This is a genomic window from Sphingobacterium sp. UBA5670 (assembly GCF_002420705.1).
Taxonomy (GTDB): domain Bacteria; phylum Bacteroidota; class Bacteroidia; order Sphingobacteriales; family Sphingobacteriaceae; genus Sphingobacterium.
The window spans coordinates 148,851-170,293 of the sequence record NZ_DIIM01000011.1 but is presented as its reverse complement, the minus strand read 5'-3'; the positions used below and the strand labels follow the sequence as shown (position 1 = coordinate 170,293).

Below are 21,443 nucleotides of genomic sequence, written 5' to 3'. Positions count from 1 at the left end.
GAAATAACCAACGCAATTACCAAACTTTTCATGATCTGATTCAATGCCCTTAGTTGTTTCAAAGACTACAAAGTTAGAAATTTAAATCCATATAATGACAGTTTGTCAGACAGAAATATAGTTTATGCTTTGTCAAATTTCCAAAAAAAAAGCGTCGATTAAATCAACGCTTTCTTATGACTCGAAATCAAAATAAATCTTTCCCAGGAAATTATTCCCGAAAACTATTTATTGACCTGCTTGTTGTTTTGCTTCTTTCTTCATTTGATCACCAGCTACAATCACGATTTCAACACGACGATTTTGTGCACGTCCAGCTTCTGTATCGTTGCTTGCAATTGGCTCGGAGAAGTTTCTACCTTCCGTTCTGATACGCGAAGAAGCTAATCCTTTTGATACCGCAAACGCACGTACTGAATTTGCACGATCTAAAGATACCTTTTCATTTGCAGCCAATGTACCTACATTATCTGTATGTCCGATAACCAAGATTTCAGTACCTTGTTCTTTGTTCAAAGTTGTTACTAAATTTGCAATATTATCCTTCGCTGACGTTTTCAAATCCGATTTATTGAAATCAAATAAAATACCTGAATCAAACTTAACCACGATACCTTCAGCAGATTGCGTAACCTCGGCACCTTCAACGGTTTTAGAAATCTCAGCAGCCTGCTTATCCATTTTTTTACCAATCAATACACCTGCAGCACCACCAATAGCAGCTCCTGCCAACGTACCGATAGCCGTGTTACCAGCTTTACCGCCGATCAATGCTCCTAAAGCACCACCGGCAACACCACCGATTACACCTCCTTTAGTCGTATTATTTGTATTTTGGATTGTAGAACAACTTCCAAATAACATAGCTGAGGTTGCAACAGTCAAACCTAATACAGCTAATTTTCTATTCATTTTCATATGTATGCTATCTAAGACTTTTAATATTCAAACTAAATACGTTCTATTAAAATCAAACAAAGTGCCAAAAGATATTTTTATGAACTTTTTTGTTACAAAACAGCAAAAAAGCGCTATAAAACTTCCTAAAATGACGTTGATAAGCTACAAAATCTTACATCAATTCCGTCCACTCCTTTAAACAGCTAACAGTAGCAGATGCAAAATGTTTTTACTTTTCTTGCGTCTTTACTTCAATATCGGGCAAAAGAGAACCTTTAGGTCTTCCTTTTGCATTAAAATCCTCCATAGACTGTTGTACATAATGCATCAGATCATACTGCCCCCAATGCTCCGCAAGATCAAATGATGGACGATAGCGCACCATAAAAGCATCTAATTCTGTGCTGTCTAGTTTAGTCAGATTTTTGACAGCTTCACGGGAAAAAATACGATCAACTTGCAATTCCTCTTTCTCCCTGTCCATAAATCGTCCAAAACGCTTCGCATTTTTAGCTTCTCTTCCAAAAAGATTATAAAGGGCAGTTGCAGGACTGCCTAAATAGGTTCCAAATTTATTTTTACCACCATTATAAACACCCTTCTTACCGTAATTGCCCATAGCGTCATTTAATTCCGCCTCTTTAGACTTTCGCTCGACAACAACTGTTTCCAATCGAATACCCTCCTGCAATTCGACATAGAACTCATTCAGATTTGTCAGAACAGTTTTTACGGGAGAATAACCAACTTTAGTGAAAGATAACGAGTCACCAACCGATGCATCTATGGTAAAAACACCGAAGGAATTCGTTAAAGTCGATCTGTGAGTCCTCAAATTCAGAACAACCGCATCACCAATACGATTACCATTACCTTTTTGCAATACCATTCCAGAAACTTTCTGAAGGTGTTGTGCCGTTGCAGCATAACTGGTCAGTAACAGGAAGAATAGCCCCAATACTCCTAAATGTATATGTCTTATTTTCATTCTATTATTTCTCTTCAATTATCCCAATCGATTTACCTGTGGCATGCACATCCCTGCAAGTTTATTGGGCCAAACAGTCGCTTTCGCGAGAACAGTTTATAATTTATTTCACTCTTATGAATTGCCCGTTATACCTAACCTACTTTGCTAAAAGTAATAATAGTTTGACACTTGTACTGTTAAAAAAGTTTAAATATTCTTTCTTTATCACTTGTAGGGATAAAAAACAAAATTGGCACCTTCTGCAACCACAACAAATAAACACATATAATCTTTCGCTGGTTTATAGTTTTGGATAAAAGACGACCTGCGATCTTCCTGGATAATATCCATTTCTACAAACTCTTCCAATGTAGAGGCATTTATTGTCCATTTCGTTTCCAATTCCTTGCGATCCAATATCACCTCGCCAACAGAAACTTCATGCTGATGAGCTACAAAAATTGGATAATCGGAATAACCTTCTTCCACAATCTCCAGTGCGACTTCACGGATTGATTCACTGTAAAAATCAAGATCTACCTGCAAGCTTTTCAATGGACTTTGCTCTGTAGGCGGGGTATTCTCCTCTCTTGCGGACCCCGAAAATAAATCTTCTACTTCCATAACTTTTATTTCCTTAATTCTAACAGAACAACATTTTCGACATGTTGTGTATGCGGAAACATATCTACCGGCTTGATACGTTTCACCTCATATTTTTCACCCAATAACACAAGATCTCTTGCTTGTGTAGCTGCATTACAGCTGACATAAACAATGCGCGGTGATTCCATTTCCAATAAACGAGCCACCACATCAGTATGCATTCCCGCACGTGGAGGATCTGTAATCACAACATCCGGTTTACCATGTTCGGCGATAAAAGCAGGTGTCAACACATCTTTCATATCACCAGCATAGAATTTTGTATTCGTAATATTATTGATGGATGAGTTGACTTTTGCGTCTTCAATAGCAGTAGGAACATATTCTACACCAACGACTTCTTTTGCTTTCTTTGCCACAAAATTTGCAATCGTACCAGCCCCAGTATATAGATCATAAACTAATTCATCACCTTTCAGATCCGCAAAATCACGGGTAATCTTATACAGTTCATAGGCTTGCGCAGAGTTTGTTTGATAGAATGACTTAGGTCCTACTTTGTAACGCAGCCCTTCCATCTCCTCGTAAATAAAATCACGGCCGGCATATACATGAATATCCTGGTCAAAGATCGTATCATTACGTTTCTGATTTACAATATACAATAGGGAAGCAATTTGTGGGAACTTTTCCTTAACAAAATCCATCAACAATTCAACCTGCCCTTCTTCTGGATAGGCAAACACGACGATCACCATCATTTCTCCTGTTGAAGAAATGCGAATAATCAAATTTCGCAATACACCTGTGTGTTCACGTAGATCATAGAAAGTCATACCTTGGCTGAGCGCAAAATCACGAATGGTATTGCGAACTTCATTTGAAGGATCTTCTTGCAGAAAACAGTGATCAATATCCAAAATTTTATCAAAACGTCCTGGCACATGAAAGCCCAGCGCATTCATTTCCAACGTCGATGCATCCTCATCTACAGATGTCAACCATTTTTTATTGGAGAACGTATATTCCAACTTATTTCTATAGTATTCCGTCTGAGTTGAGCCCAAGATCTCTTCCATCGAAGAAGTATCTACTTTTCCGATACGCGACAATGCATTGTTAACCGATTGCTGCTTAAATTTTAATTGTGCATCGTAAGTCATATGCTGCCATTTACAGCCGCCACAAACACCAAAATGTTCACAAAAAGGATCTACCCGATAAGAAGAGACTTCTTTTAAACTGGTTATACGAGCTTCTGCAAAATTCTTCTTCTTGCGCATAAGCTCCACGTCAACAATATCACCCGGAACAGCCTTTTCTACAAACAAAACCAAATCTTCGGTTTTTCCAACACCTCTACCCTCTTCGGCAATATCAATGATGGCAATATCTTTCAAGAACTTTTTATCTTGCGGAATTCTTCTACTCATAGCTTGCAAAAATACAAATTTATAACGATTTTTCATCTGCATAAATGATTTATAGCCATTGATTATCACTAGCATAAATGATTACGGGACAGGCTCATAGAGGATCATGCACAAAACCTGCTTTCTTATGAACAACCTGATGATAAGTTTCGAGCGAATAGCATACCGGGATCAGATTCGGACTACGTTCGTACCACTTTCGGATGCGATACAGATCGTGTACCGATGCTGACCAGATTCCGACCAAACGCTGAGCAGGAATTATCTGTTCAAAATATCGTCAATAATGATTGCAAAACTGTCCATCTCCGAAGCGGGTCCGAACACAATACGAAGACAACCCGTCCACAGCATTAACGTTGCAGAATCATAAAAAAGTGAGCATGCAAAAAAAAATGACGTCGCGAATAAGAAAGGGATGAGTATGTTATAACAATTTTATTGGACAGTTGCCTGAACGAGATAAGGCAGAATTTCCTTCTGAAAGGAAATAAAGTTTTTGCGTACATCCGCATCAGAAACTGCAGTAAAAGCAAAAGAAAACACAATACTTTTACTTGACTTGATCAAAAAAGTCAATTTTTCTTCACTGACAGCTTCATTAATTTTTTCATTCTGAATAAAGGTGCTGAGCAATAGAAATTCAAGATCTTCAGAAAGTGTTTTAAGATATTCCTGCGCGTTTGCGGATTCCCGGATAAACTCCCAGCCAATCAGCTCATTACATGCAGTATAGGTTAGCCTGCTTACCCGTAGAATAGTAGATGCTAAAAAGGAAGCCATATCGTCTTCATATTTTGTCGTTTTCAAAATATCTTGCAGACTAGCTCGAAGATAATCCATTAGAATAGCATGCAAAATCATTTCCTTACTATCAAAATACTTATACACGGTCGCTTTCGCAATCTTGGCTTTTTTTGCCAATGTATTCACACTGGTTTTATGATAGCCGTTTTGACGAAAGAGCTCACGTGCTGTTCTTTTTATGGATTCAATGATGTAATCTGGTTCCATAGACTTTGGATAGTACGAATGTTGAGTGTCAGCTAAAAAGAATAAAGACTAAAAAGCATCACATTGTTCCCTTGCCGTATTATAGAGGAGAATAATGTGATGCCATACCTTTACGAATATTAATTTATATTAATTCCGTCTCAAATTGAGACAAGAACCGTGTATCATTTTCAGAGAAAAGACGTAAATCTTTAATCACATACTTAAGGTTTGTGATCCGTTCAATCCCCATACCGAAAGCAAAACCGGAGTATTTTTTACTATCGATACCACAATTTTCAAGTACATTCGGATCAACCATACCACAACCCAGAATTTCTACCCAACCAGAGTATTTACAAAGGTTGCATCCAGCACCTTTACAGATTGTACAAGAGATATCCATTTCGGCCGAAGGCTCTGTAAATGGAAAATAGGATGGACGGAAACGTACTTTAGTACCTTCTCCGTACATTTCCTGAACAAAATGATACAAAGTCTGTTTCAAATCCGCAAAAGAAACATTTTCGTCTACATATAAACCTTCTACCTGATGAAAGAAGCAGTGTGCACGTGCTGAGATCGCTTCATTCCTATACACGCGTCCTGGCATAATTGCGCGGAACGGTGGTTTACCCGCTTCCATCAGACGCACTTGAACCGAAGACGTATGCGTTCTTAGTGTAATATCATTACCTTCCTGTTTTTTGATAAAGAAGGTATCTTGCATATCACGAGCAGGATGCTCCGGTGGAAAATTCAGCGCAGAGAAATTATGCCAATCGTCCTCAATTTCGGGACCTTCCGCAACAATGAAGCCCAATTTTTTAAAAATTTCAACGATTTCTTTACGAACCAAAGAAATTGGATGTCTAGACCCCAACTGAAATCCCTGACCAGGCAGTGTTAAATCACTATCCAATTCTTGGGATTTTTGCTTTTCCCCTGATCCAAACTTTTCTTGTGCTTCTTTGAATGTGTTTTCCGCCAATTGCTTAAATTCATTCAATACCTTTCCTAAAGTACGTTTCTCATCAGGCGTAACGGTTTTGAATTCATCAAAAAGATTTTTCACAATCCCTTTGGAAACCAAAAACTTCAATCTGAAATTTTCTACATCGGCTGAAGAAGAGGGCACAAATGCCTTAATTTCTTCAGTATACTGCGTAATTCTATCTTGCAACATAATTAGAGCAAACATAGCCAAAATTTCTGCCAAAAAAAAATTTTACAATTCGGCTAATAATCACGAAAAAACACAAAGAATAAAATAAAACTTCATAATTTCACAGACACCAACAGCAATGAAAGCGAACAGAAGGTCCTTCCTGGCTAATAACATCTAGACTCATTCAGAAAAAATAATCACCTATATAGAACAGCCTAGGCTTTTATGCTAGAAATGTAAATAAAGTAAAAGAGCAGACTGATGGGCCTGCTCCTAAATTTATTAATGTCTTTATTTTGAAAAGTAAAGTTTTTACATAATCACAAATTCTTCAACTTAAAATGGCAACGGATTATCCTCTTGATCATTCTCCGTAAAATCAACTTCCACTTCTTTGTCTTCGACTTTCTGTGCTTGTGTATTTCCAGTATTGGCTGCGCTAACACCGCCATTTGGCTCAAAGTCCGACTTTCTGCCCAAAAGCGTAAAGGTTTCAGCAACAACCTCTGTAGCGTAACGTCTAATACCTTCCTTATCCTCATAAGTACGCGTCCGTAATCGGCCTTCGATGTAAACTAACTTCCCCTTTGTTAGATACTTTACCGCCACGTCTGCCAAACCTCGCCACATCACAATATTGTGCCATTCGGTTTGTTCTACTCTTTTCCCGTCCTTGTTATACGTTTCTGATGTAGCTAATGGAAAACTGGCAACAGAGACATTACCTTCTAAATAGCGAATTTCGGGATCTTTCCCAAGATGGCCCACTAAAATGACTTTGTTAACTCCTGACATAATTTAAAAGCATAAATGGTTAAAAATTTGATCTTTCCAAAAAGGTAAAGATCAACTTGTGTTTAGCTAATTTATCTAAATCTTTTAAAAATACATAATCCCAATTGGATTTTTTTTGAATTAGATCCCCTTCTAACCGCACTTCAAAAAAGGTCGCGTAGATATTCTGATGGCTCAAAACATGTTTTGTCTGAGTCTGTAATACCCGTAAATTAACATTGGCCCCAAAGTATCGAATAAAATCCTCATCTTCAAGAAACTCCGGAATTGTCATCGAATGCTTTGATTCCAATAATGGAAACTCATATAAATTCTGCCACACATCTCCTTCTCCACGTTTGGACATCAACACCTTATCATCCTTTTTGAAAATAAAGTAATTGAAATATCGGTCTCTACTTGCCTTCCCTTTAAGTTTAACAGGCAATTTATCCACTTCTCTGTTCAGCGCAGCATAACAGAATGGACGAAACATACAGACCTCACACAAGGGTTGCTTGGGCTTGCAGTGGATAGCCCCAAAATCCATAATCGCCTGATTATATAATGCAGGATGTACTTGATCAAGATTTTCTTTAGCTATAGCTGTAAAGATTTTCTTGCCTTCAGTAGAATTTATTGGGGTTTCAATACCATAATATCGAGAAAGCACACGAAATACATTTCCATCTAAAACCGCCTGAGCTTCATTATTAGAAAAAGAAGATATCGCAGCAGCTGTATATTCCCCTATACCAGGAAGAGTTATTAAAGTCTTGTAATCTATGGGAAAAACCCCATTATATTGGTCACGAACAATTTTAGCAGCTTTGTGCATATTTCTACCCCGAGAATAATACCCCAGGCCCTGCCAAAGATGAAGAATATCATCTTCCGCTGCATTCGCAAAATCAACAACAGTCTTAAATCGCTCCACAAAACGTAAATAGTAGGGTAAGCCCTGCTCAACGCGAGTCTGTTGCAGAATAATTTCAGAAAGCCATATTTTATAGGGATCTTTTGTTTCTCTCCATGGAAGATCTCGCTTATGTTGCTGATACCATGCTTGCAGTTCCTCACTAAATATCATAAAGGCAAAAATGCATAATTTTTACCTAATCCAAGCATTCGATCATTCAAGGATTGGCCTACGGATGTACGTGATCTGCTCATCTGGTTCTAAAATAGTATTTTCCAATGCGATTGAACCGGTATACTTTTCTTTCAGTGCCTGATAGAGTCGCCCGTCATAAGAAACTGCAAATCGTCCATCTGCTTTTAAATAAACAGGTAAATGTCTATTCCCCACATCAAAACAAAATTCTCCTACAACCGATAGGTTTTGGCTATCGAGCAGTACACAAAGGCAGGGTAAAATATTCACCTGGATAAAAAGGTCTCCCTGATGATAAATACATTGACCAGAACGCAATGCATTGCCTTCATCTCGTTGTATCCGGACAATATTTCCTCTTCTTGTTTTTCGCTGAATGACCCGCTTATTGACTTCATAATAGGAAATATCCAGAATATCGGAGTCGCGGCCCAATTTAACATCATCAAAATCAGGGATGACATCAATTACGATCTCATTGAATATTCCATTCTTATGCATACTTAACCCCTTCTATCGCCCCTGTTTCAACAACTTTTCTACTACTTTTTCGAACAGACTTCTTATCCTCAACAAGCTCCTTCTCCTTCTCCTTCTCCTTCTCCTTCTCCTTCTCCTTCTCTATTGACCTTACCATGCTATTTTCTTTCTTTTCAGAAAGCTTATGCTGCGTAAAATCCCAGCACAACTGTCCTAGCATATGTAAGAAGTCGTATAATAGCTCGCCATCTGTCCCCAATGCACGCAGAATAACCACATCTGTCGATGCCTGTGTAAATCCATAAGAGATATCGTTATATTCGACTGTTAAGATCTCATCAAGCTCCTGTTTGAGTTCTTGCGCAAAAAGTGCAGAAAATAAAAATGTCGCCTGATGGGTATAACCTTCAAAAAATAACATTTTTTGGATCGGTTGACTTTTAGGGCTCATTAGCTGATTATCAATAAATGACAGCTTACCATTTCTAAAAATCTTCGTTTGTGTATGCAGCCTGTCAAACTCAAAAGCTTCTTTCATGTGAATTCTCCCCACACTGATAATATCTCCCCACATCAAAACCGCATCCTCTGCCAAATGAATGTGATTACTGGCTTTGAAAATGGAATCTTTAAATGGCGTTACAGGGTGTGGAATGTAATGAAACACGCCTCCTGCATCAACATGCACATCCGTATGCTGCCCCGCTCCAGTTTTCATGGGATGCAGCTTATTGAAAGACTGGGTAAAAAGCTTCAGCTGTGCATCCTCTTTCACGTGAACATCGATATGTAGGTAATCGGTATCCATGATCCCTGGAGATGCGCTCATAATGATCATTTCCAAATGATCTGTCAACCCGGCCGCCCCATAATGCGTCAATTTATAGGGAGCATTATGATAACTTTCTTTCAATCTGCTTCTACCTTCTTCCCGGGCGACATTTAATACGATTTTACTATCCATATACGCTAATTTTTAACCTACCGGCTCCAACAGAGCATATTTTTTGATCCATGTTTTCACGTCTTCCAGGCCTTCAAGTGTCATTAGATTTGTAAAAATAAATGGCCGTTCACCACGCATGCGAATTGTATCCTGACGCATCACTTCCAGATCAGCATGCACATAGGGCGCAAGATCAATCTTATTGATCAGCAACAGATCTGAACGTGTAATGCCAGGCCCTCCTTTACGTGGCATTTTTTCACCCTCAGCGACATCAAGAACGAAGATGGTCAAATCTGCTAGATCAGGGCTGAAAGTTGCTGTCAGATTATCACCGCCGCTTTCAACAAAAATTAGCTCTACATCTTCAAAACGATGAGCCAGTTCTTCGACTGCTTCAATATTCATCGAGGCATCTTCACGAATAGCTGTATGGGGGCAGCCGCCAGTTTCAACTCCAATAATCCGCTCCGCAGGTAAAGCCGAGTTCTGCTGTAAATACATCGCATCTTCCCGAGTATAAATATCATTCGTAACTACACAAATACTATAATTTGCCGACATTGAACGTGTCAAACGTTCAATGAGCGCAGTTTTGCCAGATCCAACAGGACCTGCAACACCAATTTTCACATAATTTCTCTTCGACATCTTTTATTTCTCCTTTTCTAATTTTTAAGAGATGTAAATTCTTGTATATAATTTCTCATGTTGCATGCATCGAATATCTTGCGCAATACAACAATTTCCGATCAGGTCATCATCCAATTCAGGTTGTAAAGACACCAGTTTATTAATTAAAGGCTGCAGCTTAAACAGAATTTGCTGTGCATCCATTTGACTAATAGGGACTAGTTTTGCACAATTTGTCATAATGCCATTCAATGAATTATAATAAAAAGCACTCAGTGCATCTGTGTAACTAATTTGCTGTGCATGAGCAAACATGGCAAATGCCATCGCATAATGACCATGAAGCTCCTGTGTATTGATTGCCTTGAGATAGGTCGAGCAACGCTTGACGGGTTTTAACTTTTCCGTCAATTTTAAGAACCTTATGCCTAATTTCTTGCTAGCATCTCTAATCTCATAGGGAGCTTTAAATGCCGTAATCAAAGCATCAAGTTCCGCTATCTTCTTTTTTGTCGCCCTTGATTCACACAATTGCCAAGCCTTATGGAAAAAAGCGGCGTCGTTATAATAGAAACTATGTTCCAATAAGGTTTGTGCATATTCTTTTGCTGTTTTAGCATCATGTATAATCTCCTTATTAATATAAGTTTCCAATCCATAGGAATGGGTAAAACCTCCAATCGGAAATACAGAATCATTGATTTGCATCAATGTCAACAATGGATTCATATTTAGTTTTATTAATTTACATCCCTTTTGCCAGTGTAATTTTATTTTGGGCCACCGCATACTGATGGATCCGTAATGTATGGGTTCTTTCGATTACCCGGAGCTCCTTAGTCGGAGAGAAACCTGCCCTCTCCAGTGTTTCCCATAGTGGATTTTCATATGCAGCAATGATTTCGTGAGCTGCGTTAATGAAAACAGGAATGTGTTTATTGCCAATTTCAAGACATATCCGAGCCATATCCAGCACATTCTTAGGTCGCACAACAAGGCAAGGACAGGGTAATATCCGGACAACAATACGCAGCTCTTCTGTTTCAAACAGAATATCACCATCAAACAAGGACTCCTCTCCTAGATTTTTGAATCCTATTTCTCGACCCAGAACAGTGAACCCACGGATCACACGTTTTTCGGTATCGAACCATTCGAGCTCTAAAAAATCCAGCTCTACAGAATCCTGTTCCAAACCATCCGTCCAAATATTACCCTTAACGTCACTTGCTAATAACATAGATACCTCATTAGAATAAGAAGTAACGTTGTGCCATTGGAAGTTCTTTCAATGGTTCACAAGTAGCCAATACGCCATCTACAGTTACCTCATATGTTTCCGGATTAACCACGATATTTGGTGTTGCATGATTGTGTACCATATCCTTTTTCATCACGGTACGGCATCCCACTACCGGCAGACACTTCCGCGATAAGTTTAATTTTTGGATATTTCCATTCTCTAAAGACACTTTCGAAACAAAGTTGAAACACAGTTTTGAAACGGCTTTACCATAATTTCCAAACATCGGTCTATAGATAATTGGCTGTGGCGTAGGAATTGATGCGTTGGCATCTCCCATTTTAGCTCCTAAAATCATACCTCCTTTGATGACCAGTTCGGGTTTTACACCAAACAGTTCCGGCTTCCAAAGAATCAAATCCGCATACTTTCCCTTTTCAATTGAACCGATATATTGATCAATACCATGTGCTTTCGCTGGATTTATGGTGAATTTGGATACATAACGTTTGACACGGAAATTGTCATTTCCTTTTCCTTGATCCTCAGCCAAAGGGCCGCGCTGGATTTTCATCTTATGCGCAGTTTGGAATGTCCGGGAGATCACCTCACCTACACGTCCCATAGCTTGACTATCCGAACTCATAATCGAAAATACTCCCATATCTTGTAAGATATCTTCAGCAGCAATTGTTTGTGGACGGATACGCGAATCCGCAAATGCCACATCTTCTTTCACATTTTTATCCAAATGATGACAAACCATCAACATGTCCAAGTGTTCTTCAGCAGTATTTACCGTAAAAGGTTTTGTAGGGTTGGTAGATGCAGGGAGGATATTGGGATACATGGCGATCTTAATGATATCCGGCGCATGCCCTCCACCGGCCCCCTCTGTATGGAAGGTATGGATAACACGGCCATCTATTGCAGCAACAGTATCCTCCAGGAAACCGGCTTCATTAAGCGTATCGGTGTGGATGGCGACCTGTACATCATATTTATCAGCAACTTTCAATGCCGCATCAATCGTGGCCGGAGTCGCCCCCCAGTCTTCATGAATTTTTACGCCAAGCGCCCCGGCCTCAATCTGCTCCTCGATTGGCTTCGTGGTAGAAACGTTTCCTTTTCCGAAAAAGCCAACATTGATAGGTAAGTTTTCAAAAGCTTCAAACATACGTTCGATGTACCACTTCCCAGAAGTCACAGTTGTCGCAAGTGTTCCATCAGCAGGTCCTGCACCACCGCCAATAAAAGTAGTTACACCAGAGTATAGAGCAGTTTCGATTTGCTGTGGTGAGATAAAGTGAATATGCGTATCGATACCCCCGGCAGTCAAGATATATCCAGCACCACCATGCACCTCTGTAGAAGCACCAATTACCATACCTTTAGTTACGCCATCCTGAACATCGGGATTTCCCGCTTTACCAATACCTACAATTTTACCATCCTTAATACCGATATCACCCTTTACAATCCCCCAGTGATCGATGATAATAACATTGGTGATACAGAAATCCAGCACGTCCTCATCTCGCAAGGCACGCGCAGACTGTCCCATACCATCACGAATGGTTTTTCCACCGCCGAATTTATTCTCCTCACCATAGACATTGAAATCTTTTTCAATCTCAATGAAAAGCTCTGTATCTGCCAGACGAACCTTATCTCCAGTGGTCGGCCCAAAAAGAGCAGCATATTTGTCTCTTGGGATATAAAGTTCCCCATCAACATATTTTACTGATGATTTATCTAAACCTAGCTTATCTAAACCAAGCGCATGTAGACCAACGGTAGAGCCCAAAGTGGTGAGCCCTACGACTTTAATCCATTCGCGTCTATTCCATCCTCCCATAGTTACTTAGATTGTCTGAATTTTAATTTTTTCATTTTATCAATGGCTTTGGTTTTCACCGATTGATCTGTATACTTCCCATTTGTCAATCCATTAAAACCGTGGATTTCCTTACTTCCGCCAAACTCAACCAGAACAACTGATTTTTGTTCCCCTGGTTCAAAACGAACAGCGGTACTGGCTGGAATATTCAAGCGCATCCCAAACGCTTTCTCTCTGTCGAAGGAAAGCAACTTGTTCGCTTCAAAAAAATGATAATGCGAACCTACCTGAATCGGTCGATCACCTTCATTTTTCACAACAATGCTTGTGGTTCTATGCCCAACATTAGCTTTGATTTCCTCTTTTTTTAAAATGTATTCTCCTGGAATCATATCATTCAATATTTATTAACGAATAGGATCATGGACAGTCACCAATTTAGTACCGTCCGGAAAAGTAACTTCGATCTGAACATCATGGATCATTTCGGGAACACCTTCCATGACTTGGCTCCTTTTCAATAAAGTAGTACCATAAGACATTAAGTCTGCCACAGACCTTCCATCCCTAGCCTCCTCCATAATCTGGGCACTGATGTAAGCGATACACTCTGGATAATTTAATTTTACCCCGCGTTTCAATCGCTTAGCTGCCAATTCGCCGGCCAAATGCAACAGCAGCTTTTCTGTTTCTCTCGGTGTTAAACGCATAAAAAAATAATTATTTGTTAATTTGTTAAAGGAATTATTATAAAACTGGAATGGTAAAATATGCCCCAAAGGCTAGGCGGTTGTACTGACTCTTGGCCATATCCATATAGCCCTTATAGTTTACGGTGTTACCGACGTAACCTAGATAAAACCGAAGATCCTGGTTATGAAACGGCTTATGTTGCAGCGCCGCAAAATAGGTCCAATTTTGGCGGAAATTCTTACCGAGTTGCTTATCATCCCGCGATCCCGCGATCTCATAACCACCTTTCAGTGCCAGCTCCCATTTTTTACTCAAAAATTGATCATAGCGCAATATCGCAGAGCTATAGTTAACGTCTTTTGCCAACACGCGATGATCACCAGTTCTACCATAAAACTCATTGATCGCAGAAGATGCAATCATCGCGTGATCAACACCGAGATAAGAGTACTGTAAGTCCAGATACAACATCTGCTTAGAGGTTTTGAACTTATTCGCCAAGGAGACTGAATGATTCGTATGCCCCTTTGCAAACTGTGAGATATTATAGGACCATTTGGTATTAAAACGCTTGTCCATAAATGCACCTACCCAAGTGAAATAGGCTCCCATTGGTACACTAGAGCGTTCCAAATCACCTACAGCAAAACCATTTTTTGTATGAAGCTCCATAAAACTATCATTGGTCGTGTTGTAAACTTGGGCATGCAACGAATGATTCGGGTTGACTTCATAGGATAACATTCCTCCGACTACAAAGAGATTCAATATACGGTCGACATAGTCGGTAAACTTATATTCGTAAATTGGGTTATTTTCGAACTCATAACTTCCGACCATCGCACTTTGCTTACCGGCCGTAACGGACCATTTGAGATCCTTGCCAAACTTGTACTTGATCAACGCCATATCCAATGCACGCGAGCCATTATCCTGACTCGTTGGTGCAAATGACCTATTCAAACGAAAACGCACTTTATAAGAAAGTCGATCATTGTAATCTCCACTCATTAAAATACGAGCGTCATCAAGATTTGCTTTTGCCTGTGATGAACCATCTCCATTGTCTGTTTGCAATCCTGCTCTTAATAGGACATCCAGTTGAAATGTTTTTGCTCTTGCAGGTTCATTCAGCAGCAGACTGCTTCTCTTCGCCGGAATAGAATCAGTTTGAGCTTGCTCCTGAGCATGTAAGGAAGCTATGCCAAGCCCCAGTGTTGTAAAAAGTGAAAGTGTTTTTTTCATCCTTATGTTTTGTTCCAATATGGTCGGGAAGCGTTTCAGATTTTCAAATTATCATTCAATTTGAAAATCTGGAAAAATCCCTGCGATATACCTATCTCTGGCACAAGTATATCACAGCCACCTAAAAATGGAATAAGGATGAGATTAAAATGAAATTAGAAAGGTGTTTTTGGGATTGTAACCACGACTAAAGTACCCTGCCCTTCGGTAGAACGCAACACTAATTCGGCACCATGGAGGTCAAAAATATTCTTGGCTAAAACAAGGCCCAAGCCATTTCCATAGATATCACCGACATTAGAAGCGCGGTAAAAGGACGTGAAAATATGGGGCTGGTCTTTTTGAGGAATACCTATCCCTTGATCGAATACTTTTATCGTCATATTTTTACTATCGCTACTGATTGCGACAACAACCTGCTGTCCATTACCGTACTTAAATGCATTTGAAATAATATTGCTAAAAGCAATAAAAAACAGATCTGGATTGGCTAAAACGGTAAGTTCGTCACTATCTTCCGGAATTTCTGTGAGATCAAAAGAAAGTTTAAACTCCTTGTGAATACTCTTTTCAGCTTTATAGATTTCATAAAGCAGCTCATCAACTCGAATAATTACTTTATTGTCCACTTCGCCCTTAAAACCCATCCGGGATAGTTGCAAGAGATTATTGATAATAAGCTCCATTTTATCCGCGTATTTCGCGATAGTCTGCAATGAATAGTAGGCTTCATGTTCCTTTGACAAAAGCTGCTGCGCCAATTCGGCCTCCCCTCCAATAATTGTCAGTGGAGTTTTCAGAGAATGAGAGGCATTTCCGATAAAGCTCTGTTGAGATTGGACCGAAATATCCAATCGGTTAAGCATTGAATTTAAATTCGCAATCAAAACACCCAATTCATCTTTACCATTACTGAATTTACTGAATAAACGATGGTCCAAATGTGCGATATCAACTTTATCTAAATCATTGTTAATATCCTTGATGGGTTTCAATAATCGGTCAGCAAAGTAAAAAGACATCAGTACGATTAAAAAAATGGCTAAAATACCGCCTGTAATCAATGTGCGATCTAATTGGCGCTGTTCTTCATGGCCATAATCATCGATTCCCTCCGATATCACAATTAAATTTTCGTGATGAAGATGATCGTGAAAGAATACAGCTACAAAAGCAGTCTTCCCATCCATATACCTCCCCTTCCCATGATGGATTACATCGGTATAGAATGTCTTTGGCATTGGTAACTCGGGCCTAAATTGAACACTGTCACTTCCCTTTCTAACACGAATGAGATGATCAGTTCCTTCAGATAATTGTTTCAGGTACTTACGTTTTACCTGAATATAAAGTTCTCTGTTTTCATCCTTCTGATGGACGATATGGTCTCCAACAATGACCGCATTCTCTTCTAACCGGTGAAAAAATTTGGTCTGCAGACTGTCGTACGTGAAATAAGATACATAAATGGCAAAAACGACAAGCAGCAGCGTACTGATGATAGAAAAGAGGAGAACTATTTTGGTCCTAATTTTCATGACGGATTACATACCCCATACCAATCACAGTATGGATAAGTTTGCGTGAAAACTGTTTATCGATCTTTTTCCGCAGATAATTTACATACACATCAACAACATTGGTACTTAAATCCACATCCATCCCCCATACCTCCTCTAAAATATCGATCCGGCTCAATACCTTATTTCGATTGAGCATTAAAAATTCAAGTAAACGAAATTCGGTAGCGGTAAGAATAACAGGAGAATTGGCACGTTGAACCGATTTACTGTCTCGATCCAACTGAAGATCATCAAACACCAATATGTTTTTCTGCTCAGTAATTGTTTTTGATTTACGGCTATAGCGACTGATTCGAGCCTTTAACTCCTCCAGGCGGAATGGTTTCGTCAAGTAATCATCTGCATCCCTGGCAAAGGCTTCAACGATATCTTCTGTTTGATTTAAAGCTGTCAGGATAATAATAGGGACTTCATTATTCGACATTCGAATATTTTTACAGACATCTAAACCGTTCATACCGGGCAGCATCACATCCAATAGGATGAGGTCATAATGATTCAGTCCAGCCATTTTCAAACCAGTATACCCATCCATGGCAATACTGATGTGATAGCCGTCTTCTTTTAAGCCTCTTTCGATCAATGATATGACGGATGGTTCATCCTCTATAAGCAACAGTTCCACAGATATCTTTTTAAGCAGTAAAAAATTCGAGGTATGTAAAATACAAAATTAATAATTCACTTTCCTCTTAAAAGCCACATTCCAAAATTATTTCATTTTTTCTTGACGGTGATATGATAGTAAGACTCTGTTCTGTCCTTGGACCGGACTGCTTATGCCCTGCTTTTGGGAGTAACCTACCAAATACCGATGGGTTCCCTAGCTAAACCCTAGTTCGATAGGTCGACACTAGGGTTTAGCTAGGAGATTACTCGGAACAAGGGCGAATAAGAGGGATAGCAGGAGCGAACAAAGGCATAAGCACAAGCGAGGCGAAAATCATTTTTGGAATATCGTCTCAAATAACGAAATATTATTTCAAAAAACCACTGAAATTCGATATTTTTGTAGCTTAAAATCGCAAAATGAAGCAATTTCTTATTTGTTTAACACTGATATTCTCCCTTTTTATAGAAAAAGGATTCACCCAGCAGAAGCTTTATAAAATTTCTTACCAATTTGCAGATCCTGAAACTGGTACCGATACTTCGGCTTCTGAGTTTATTAAAATATTAGCTGGAAATGGCGATGCATTAATGCATGCCTTTATTTCGAAAGATCAGATGAGAATTGAGAATCTGCTTTTCGGAAAATCGGTACAAATAAGTAATATTTCTAAGGGTACATCCTATCTATTAGATGAAACAAACAAAACTTATTCTCCTACAGATTTAGCATCGGGTCAGCTTATTGAGACTTCGAATGAAGGTGATAATTATGCCTATTCCAGCGATTTTGAGATCAGTTTGGTTCCCAATGAGAAAAAAACCATCGCTGGTATTGCTTGCCAAAAAGCACTATTCAACATCGCTGGAAGCAAAGACAAGGAAACGGAAATTACCGTCTGGTATGCAGCGCAATTACCAAAGCTCTACTGGGGAACCTACGATTATCTTGAAAAAGTGCCTGGTGCGGCATTATATGTCGGATCCGCAGGACTGGGCATTGAAGCCAACAAAGTCGAGGAAATTAATTTTGACCAGTCACTCTTCGAAATTCCTGAGGGCTATGAAGAAGGGGAAGCTGAAGCAACTGTTGCCGACTCCACATTGAACGACTACTTATCATGGTATCAGGATCCCAGTACGGAATATTTCGGCGTACAAGACAGTGTGGGAAACAAATTAACACCTGCTAAATATACTGCAATCTATAGTTTCATAGGAGATTACGCCATCGTAAACGATGCTGCGCAAATGTTTGGCCTAATAAACCTGCATGGTAAAGAAGTTATTCCATGTCAATATGAATCGCTAAGCCTAGAAACTGAAGGTGGCCCCGTGGTTTACATGAAGGATCTAAAGTATGGTCTCTTGGATACAAATGGCAAAATATTACTGCAGGCCAAATATGACTTTATTTCAGTTCCTAGCTCGGAATATTTACTTTTCACGGAAGGAGAACATAGTGGTGTCATGGATAAAAAAGGCACTGTTTTGCTTCCAGCAAAATACGAAACCATAGCAGATTTTAAAGATAATCTGGCATTAATTATTGTCAATCAGTCTTATCAGCTCATCAATAAAACAGGTATTAACCTACTCAAATCCGAGTATGAATTCCTGTCCTTTGCCGGAGAGAAACTCTTGTTAGCATTCAAAGACGATAAATATGGATACATAGATTACAACGGAAATATTGTCGTACCTTTTAAATTGCAAAATGCGCAAGCCTTTGAAAACGGACTAGCGCTTGTGACTGAGGACTTCGAGAATTTTTATTATATTGACGCAAAAGGGAAGTATATCAAGAAATATGAAGAGTAATCCACAGACATTCCACTTATCAACATTACATCGTGGAAAATATATGTTAATCTTGTTGACTTCGATCTTATTCATCGGAATGGGCATGTCTAAAGTTCCTATCCAAGAAATCCTCAAGATTATCATCGCTCTTTTAATGGTCCCTTTAGCTTTGTATGTCGCCATAAAATGTTCGACATTGTCGTCGACTTGGGTCTTGGACGAAAATACACTGCAGATAAGCAATGCTAAAAAAACAATCGTTTTCCCTTTGAATAATATTTCTCATATCAGGAATCTTAAACGTTCCGGCGGCAACCTGATCATTATCAACCAAAACAAAGGGCCAGCCTTTCGTACCTGGCGCAACAAATTATTTCAAAAAGAAGATGATCTTCCCCTGCTAACAGAGGCACTAAAAGCAGCCAGCATTGAATATTACGATATGTAAATGCCCTCGGTAACATTTGTTACAGGCTTTTGCAGACACAGTATGTACCTTTGTAACATAACTTAAGAACATTGTTATGCTATTAGAATACATCAAACAGCCATGGCCCTGGTATATCTCGGGTCCCTTAATTGCACTGGTCATGTACCTCCTACTGAAACAGGGAAAGGATTTTGGCATGTCCAATAATCTACGTACCATGTGTACGATATTAGGTGCCGGTAAATCATCTTCATTTTTCCGCTTCGACTGGAAAACCCAAGCATGGAATTTATTGGTGGTTCTTGGAACAGTGATCGGTGGTTTTATTGCCCACTATTTTCTGAGCGATGGTACGCCTACCCACATCAATGAAAAAAGTATCGCAGACCTCAAAGAGCTTGGCATCATCGACCATATACAGGGCTACCTCCCTGAATCTATTTTCATTTTTAATGGCTCCCTATTTCAGATTCTAATTCTAAGCATCGGTGGTGTATTAATTGGATTTGGAACGCGTTACGCGGGTGGATGTTCATCAGGTCATGCTATTTCTGGGCTTAGCAATTTTCAGCTTCCTTCCTTGATCGCCGTTATAGGCTTCTTCCTAGGTGGGATCATCATGGTTCATTTTTTATTCCCGCTAATTTTCGCATAAATGAAAGCACTAAAATTTATTTCCATCGGTATATTGTTTGGAATCATCTTATACAAATCGGAAGCTGCATCATGGTACAGAATCTACGAAATGTTCCAATTTAGATCCTTTCATATGTATGGGATTATTGGAACAGCTCTAACAACCGCCATTATTATCGTACAAATAATCAAAAGGCAACGACTCAAAGATAACAATGGAGAACAAATAGTATTCCACGACAAAGACAAAAGTATTACAAGATACTTGGTCGGGGGAACAATATTTGGTTTAGGATGGGCATTAACAGGTGCATGCCCCGGACCTCTATTTGCCTTAATTGGTGCCGGTTACTGGACACTGGGAATTGTCCTCTTATTTGCCTTATTGGGCACTTGGCTTTATGGCATATTACGAAATAAGTTACCACATTAACTGTCACAACCTATTTTATCATAAACTGTCCCAGAGATCGGAATCTAACGTCTGCACCAATATTCAAAATTTTAAGAACAAAAAATGGAATTAATATTTATAGCTGGTTTTATATTAGCTGTCCTGGTCGGGCTATCAATGGGTTTGATGGGTAGCGGCGGAAGTATTCTAACATTGCCCATATTTGTTTATATTTTTCATATAGAACCTCAATATGCATTGGACTATTCGCTGTTTTCTATCGGAATATTAGCCTTGGTCGGATCAATTTCTCCGTTGAAAAAAAGAGAAATTGACCTGAAAACTACGGCTATTTTTCTCTTTCCATCGCTAATTTCGGTCTATTTGACCAAGCGTTATCTCCTTGTTGCCATACCAGAGTCATTCCATCTGGGCGAAATAGCAATCTCCAGAAACCATATCATCATGCTACTTTTCTCGATCGTTATTCTGATTTCTGCGACAGCAATGGTCCGAAGACGTAAACAGGTTCAGCACGATCGATTCAGGGGTGGAATTGGCCAGATTTTCAACGTTGTCCTCGTCGGATTGCTCGTCGGTATCATGACAGGCTTGGTGGGTGCAGGAGGAGGTTTTATCATTGTACCAGCCTTAGTATTATTATTGGGAATCCCACTTAAACAGGCTATTGCCACATCGTTGTTTATCATCGGTTTAAACGCTTCATTCGGTTTGATCGCGAATTATCAATTCCTGGAGCATATGAATTGGTTTATATTGATTACCTTTACGTTAATCACTTTAATAGGCCTCCAAATTGGTTCCAAATGGAAAGACAAATTAGATGCAACAAAATTGAAAAGTATTTTTGGGTACTTTTTAATTAGTATCGGCATCCTAATCTTTGTCTTTGAAATCATTCAATTTGTAAATCTTTAAAATCACACATT

General features: G+C 39.2%; 24 protein-coding genes. 5 read left to right on the top strand and 19 right to left on the bottom strand.

Going from position 1 to position 21,443, the window contains the following annotated elements; translation table 11 throughout:
* Positions 1–228: 228 nt before the first annotated feature.
* The 19 genes from B3C94_RS10660 to B3C94_RS10570 all read right to left on the bottom strand — a co-directional run bounded on the left by B3C94_RS10660 (position 229) and on the right by B3C94_RS10570 (position 17,246).
* Positions 229–918: an OmpA family protein gene (locus tag B3C94_RS10660; protein WP_349679138.1), complete on the bottom strand. Its 690-nt coding sequence runs from the start codon at positions 916–918 to the stop codon at positions 229–231.
* A 211-nt stretch (positions 919–1,129) separates the two neighbouring features.
* Positions 1,130–1,888 (bottom strand): hypothetical protein, encoded by a 759-nt coding sequence (locus B3C94_RS10655; RefSeq protein WP_293903237.1) that lies wholly within the window; start codon positions 1,886–1,888, stop codon positions 1,130–1,132.
* Positions 1,889–2,095: 207 nt separating this feature from the next.
* Positions 2,096–2,494 carry a hypothetical protein gene (locus tag B3C94_RS10650; RefSeq protein WP_293903235.1) on the bottom strand — a complete coding sequence of 133 codons (399 nt, stop codon included), beginning with the start codon at positions 2,492–2,494 and terminating at the stop codon, positions 2,096–2,098.
* 5 nt (positions 2,495–2,499) lie between these two features.
* Positions 2,500–3,909 (bottom strand): 23S rRNA (uracil(1939)-C(5))-methyltransferase RlmD, encoded by a 1,410-nt coding sequence (gene rlmD, locus B3C94_RS10645; protein WP_293903232.1) that lies wholly within the window; start codon positions 3,907–3,909, stop codon positions 2,500–2,502.
* A gap of 438 nt (positions 3,910–4,347) precedes the next feature.
* Positions 4,348–4,923: a TetR/AcrR family transcriptional regulator gene (locus B3C94_RS10640; protein WP_293903230.1), complete on the bottom strand. Its 576-nt coding sequence runs from the start codon at positions 4,921–4,923 to the stop codon at positions 4,348–4,350.
* Positions 4,924–5,047: 124 nt separating this feature from the next.
* The gene (gene pheS, locus B3C94_RS10635; protein ID WP_293903227.1) at positions 5,048–6,088 is read right to left on the bottom strand and encodes a phenylalanine--tRNA ligase subunit alpha; all 1,041 of its coding nucleotides are present in this window, start codon (positions 6,086–6,088) and stop codon (positions 5,048–5,050) included.
* Positions 6,089–6,406: 318 nt separating this feature from the next.
* Positions 6,407–6,865, bottom strand: a complete 459-nt coding sequence (locus B3C94_RS10630) for a single-stranded DNA-binding protein (RefSeq protein ID WP_293903224.1) — start codon at positions 6,863–6,865, stop codon at positions 6,407–6,409.
* A 19-nt stretch (positions 6,866–6,884) separates the two neighbouring features.
* On the bottom strand, positions 6,885–7,934 hold the full coding sequence (gene mutY, locus B3C94_RS10625) for an A/G-specific adenine glycosylase (protein ID WP_293903221.1): 1,050 nt from the start codon (positions 7,932–7,934) through the stop codon (positions 6,885–6,887).
* A gap of 42 nt (positions 7,935–7,976) precedes the next feature.
* Positions 7,977–8,459, bottom strand: a complete 483-nt coding sequence (locus tag B3C94_RS10620; protein ID WP_293903218.1) for an urease accessory protein UreE — start codon at positions 8,457–8,459, stop codon at positions 7,977–7,979.
* Complete coding sequence (locus tag B3C94_RS10615) at positions 8,452–9,402, bottom strand: urease accessory protein UreD (protein WP_293903215.1); 951 nt, start codon at positions 9,400–9,402, stop codon at positions 8,452–8,454. The genes B3C94_RS10620 and B3C94_RS10615 overlap by 8 nt, the downstream gene beginning before the upstream one ends.
* Positions 9,403–9,414: 12 nt before the next feature.
* Positions 9,415–10,035: an urease accessory protein UreG gene (gene ureG / locus B3C94_RS10610; RefSeq protein ID WP_293903212.1), complete on the bottom strand. Its 621-nt coding sequence runs from the start codon at positions 10,033–10,035 to the stop codon at positions 9,415–9,417.
* A gap of 24 nt (positions 10,036–10,059) precedes the next feature.
* Complete coding sequence (locus B3C94_RS10605) at positions 10,060–10,746, bottom strand: urease accessory protein UreF (RefSeq protein ID WP_293903209.1); 687 nt, start codon at positions 10,744–10,746, stop codon at positions 10,060–10,062.
* Between the two features lie 16 nt (positions 10,747–10,762).
* Positions 10,763–11,257 carry an urease accessory protein UreE gene (locus B3C94_RS10600; RefSeq protein ID WP_293903206.1) on the bottom strand — a complete coding sequence of 165 codons (495 nt, stop codon included), beginning with the start codon at positions 11,255–11,257 and terminating at the stop codon, positions 10,763–10,765.
* A 10-nt stretch (positions 11,258–11,267) separates the two neighbouring features.
* Positions 11,268–13,118 carry an urease subunit alpha gene (gene ureC / locus B3C94_RS10595; protein ID WP_293903203.1) on the bottom strand — a complete coding sequence of 617 codons (1,851 nt, stop codon included), beginning with the start codon at positions 13,116–13,118 and terminating at the stop codon, positions 11,268–11,270.
* A 2-nt stretch (positions 13,119–13,120) separates the two neighbouring features.
* Positions 13,121–13,492, bottom strand: coding sequence for an urease subunit beta (gene ureB, locus B3C94_RS10590; RefSeq protein WP_075990804.1), 372 nt, complete (start codon positions 13,490–13,492; stop codon positions 13,121–13,123).
* A gap of 15 nt (positions 13,493–13,507) precedes the next feature.
* Complete coding sequence (gene ureA, locus B3C94_RS10585; protein ID WP_046674789.1) at positions 13,508–13,810, bottom strand: urease subunit gamma; 303 nt, start codon at positions 13,808–13,810, stop codon at positions 13,508–13,510.
* A 37-nt stretch (positions 13,811–13,847) separates the two neighbouring features.
* Positions 13,848–15,038, bottom strand: a complete 1,191-nt coding sequence (locus B3C94_RS10580) for a porin (protein ID WP_293903198.1) — start codon at positions 15,036–15,038, stop codon at positions 13,848–13,850.
* A 155-nt stretch (positions 15,039–15,193) separates the two neighbouring features.
* Positions 15,194–16,576 carry a sensor histidine kinase gene (locus B3C94_RS10575; RefSeq protein WP_293903195.1) on the bottom strand — a complete coding sequence of 461 codons (1,383 nt, stop codon included), beginning with the start codon at positions 16,574–16,576 and terminating at the stop codon, positions 15,194–15,196.
* A complete protein-coding gene (locus B3C94_RS10570; RefSeq protein WP_293903192.1) occupies positions 16,566–17,246 on the bottom strand; it encodes a response regulator transcription factor in 681 nt (226 codons plus the stop codon). Before B3C94_RS10570 ends, B3C94_RS10575 begins: the two co-directional genes overlap by 11 nt.
* Positions 17,247–17,650: 404 nt before the next feature.
* On the opposite strand from B3C94_RS10570, the gene B3C94_RS10565 reads away from it, so the two are divergent.
* From B3C94_RS10565 to B3C94_RS10545, 5 genes are all read left to right on the top strand, one after another.
* Positions 17,651–19,051: a WG repeat-containing protein gene (locus B3C94_RS10565; RefSeq protein WP_293903189.1), complete on the top strand. Its 1,401-nt coding sequence runs from the start codon at positions 17,651–17,653 to the stop codon at positions 19,049–19,051.
* Complete coding sequence (locus tag B3C94_RS10560) at positions 19,041–19,481, top strand: hypothetical protein (protein WP_293903186.1); 441 nt, start codon at positions 19,041–19,043, stop codon at positions 19,479–19,481. Before B3C94_RS10565 ends, B3C94_RS10560 begins: the two co-directional genes overlap by 11 nt.
* Before the next feature lie 76 nt (positions 19,482–19,557).
* Entirely contained in the window at positions 19,558–20,118 is a 561-nt protein-coding gene (locus tag B3C94_RS10555; RefSeq protein ID WP_293903182.1) for a YeeE/YedE family protein, read from the top strand.
* On the top strand, positions 20,119–20,532 hold the full coding sequence (locus B3C94_RS10550; protein WP_293903179.1) for a DUF6691 family protein: 414 nt from the start codon (positions 20,119–20,121) through the stop codon (positions 20,530–20,532).
* An 84-nt stretch (positions 20,533–20,616) separates the two neighbouring features.
* A complete protein-coding gene (locus B3C94_RS10545) occupies positions 20,617–21,432 on the top strand; it encodes a sulfite exporter TauE/SafE family protein (RefSeq protein ID WP_293903176.1) in 816 nt (271 codons plus the stop codon).
* Positions 21,433–21,443 lie beyond the last annotated feature (11 nt).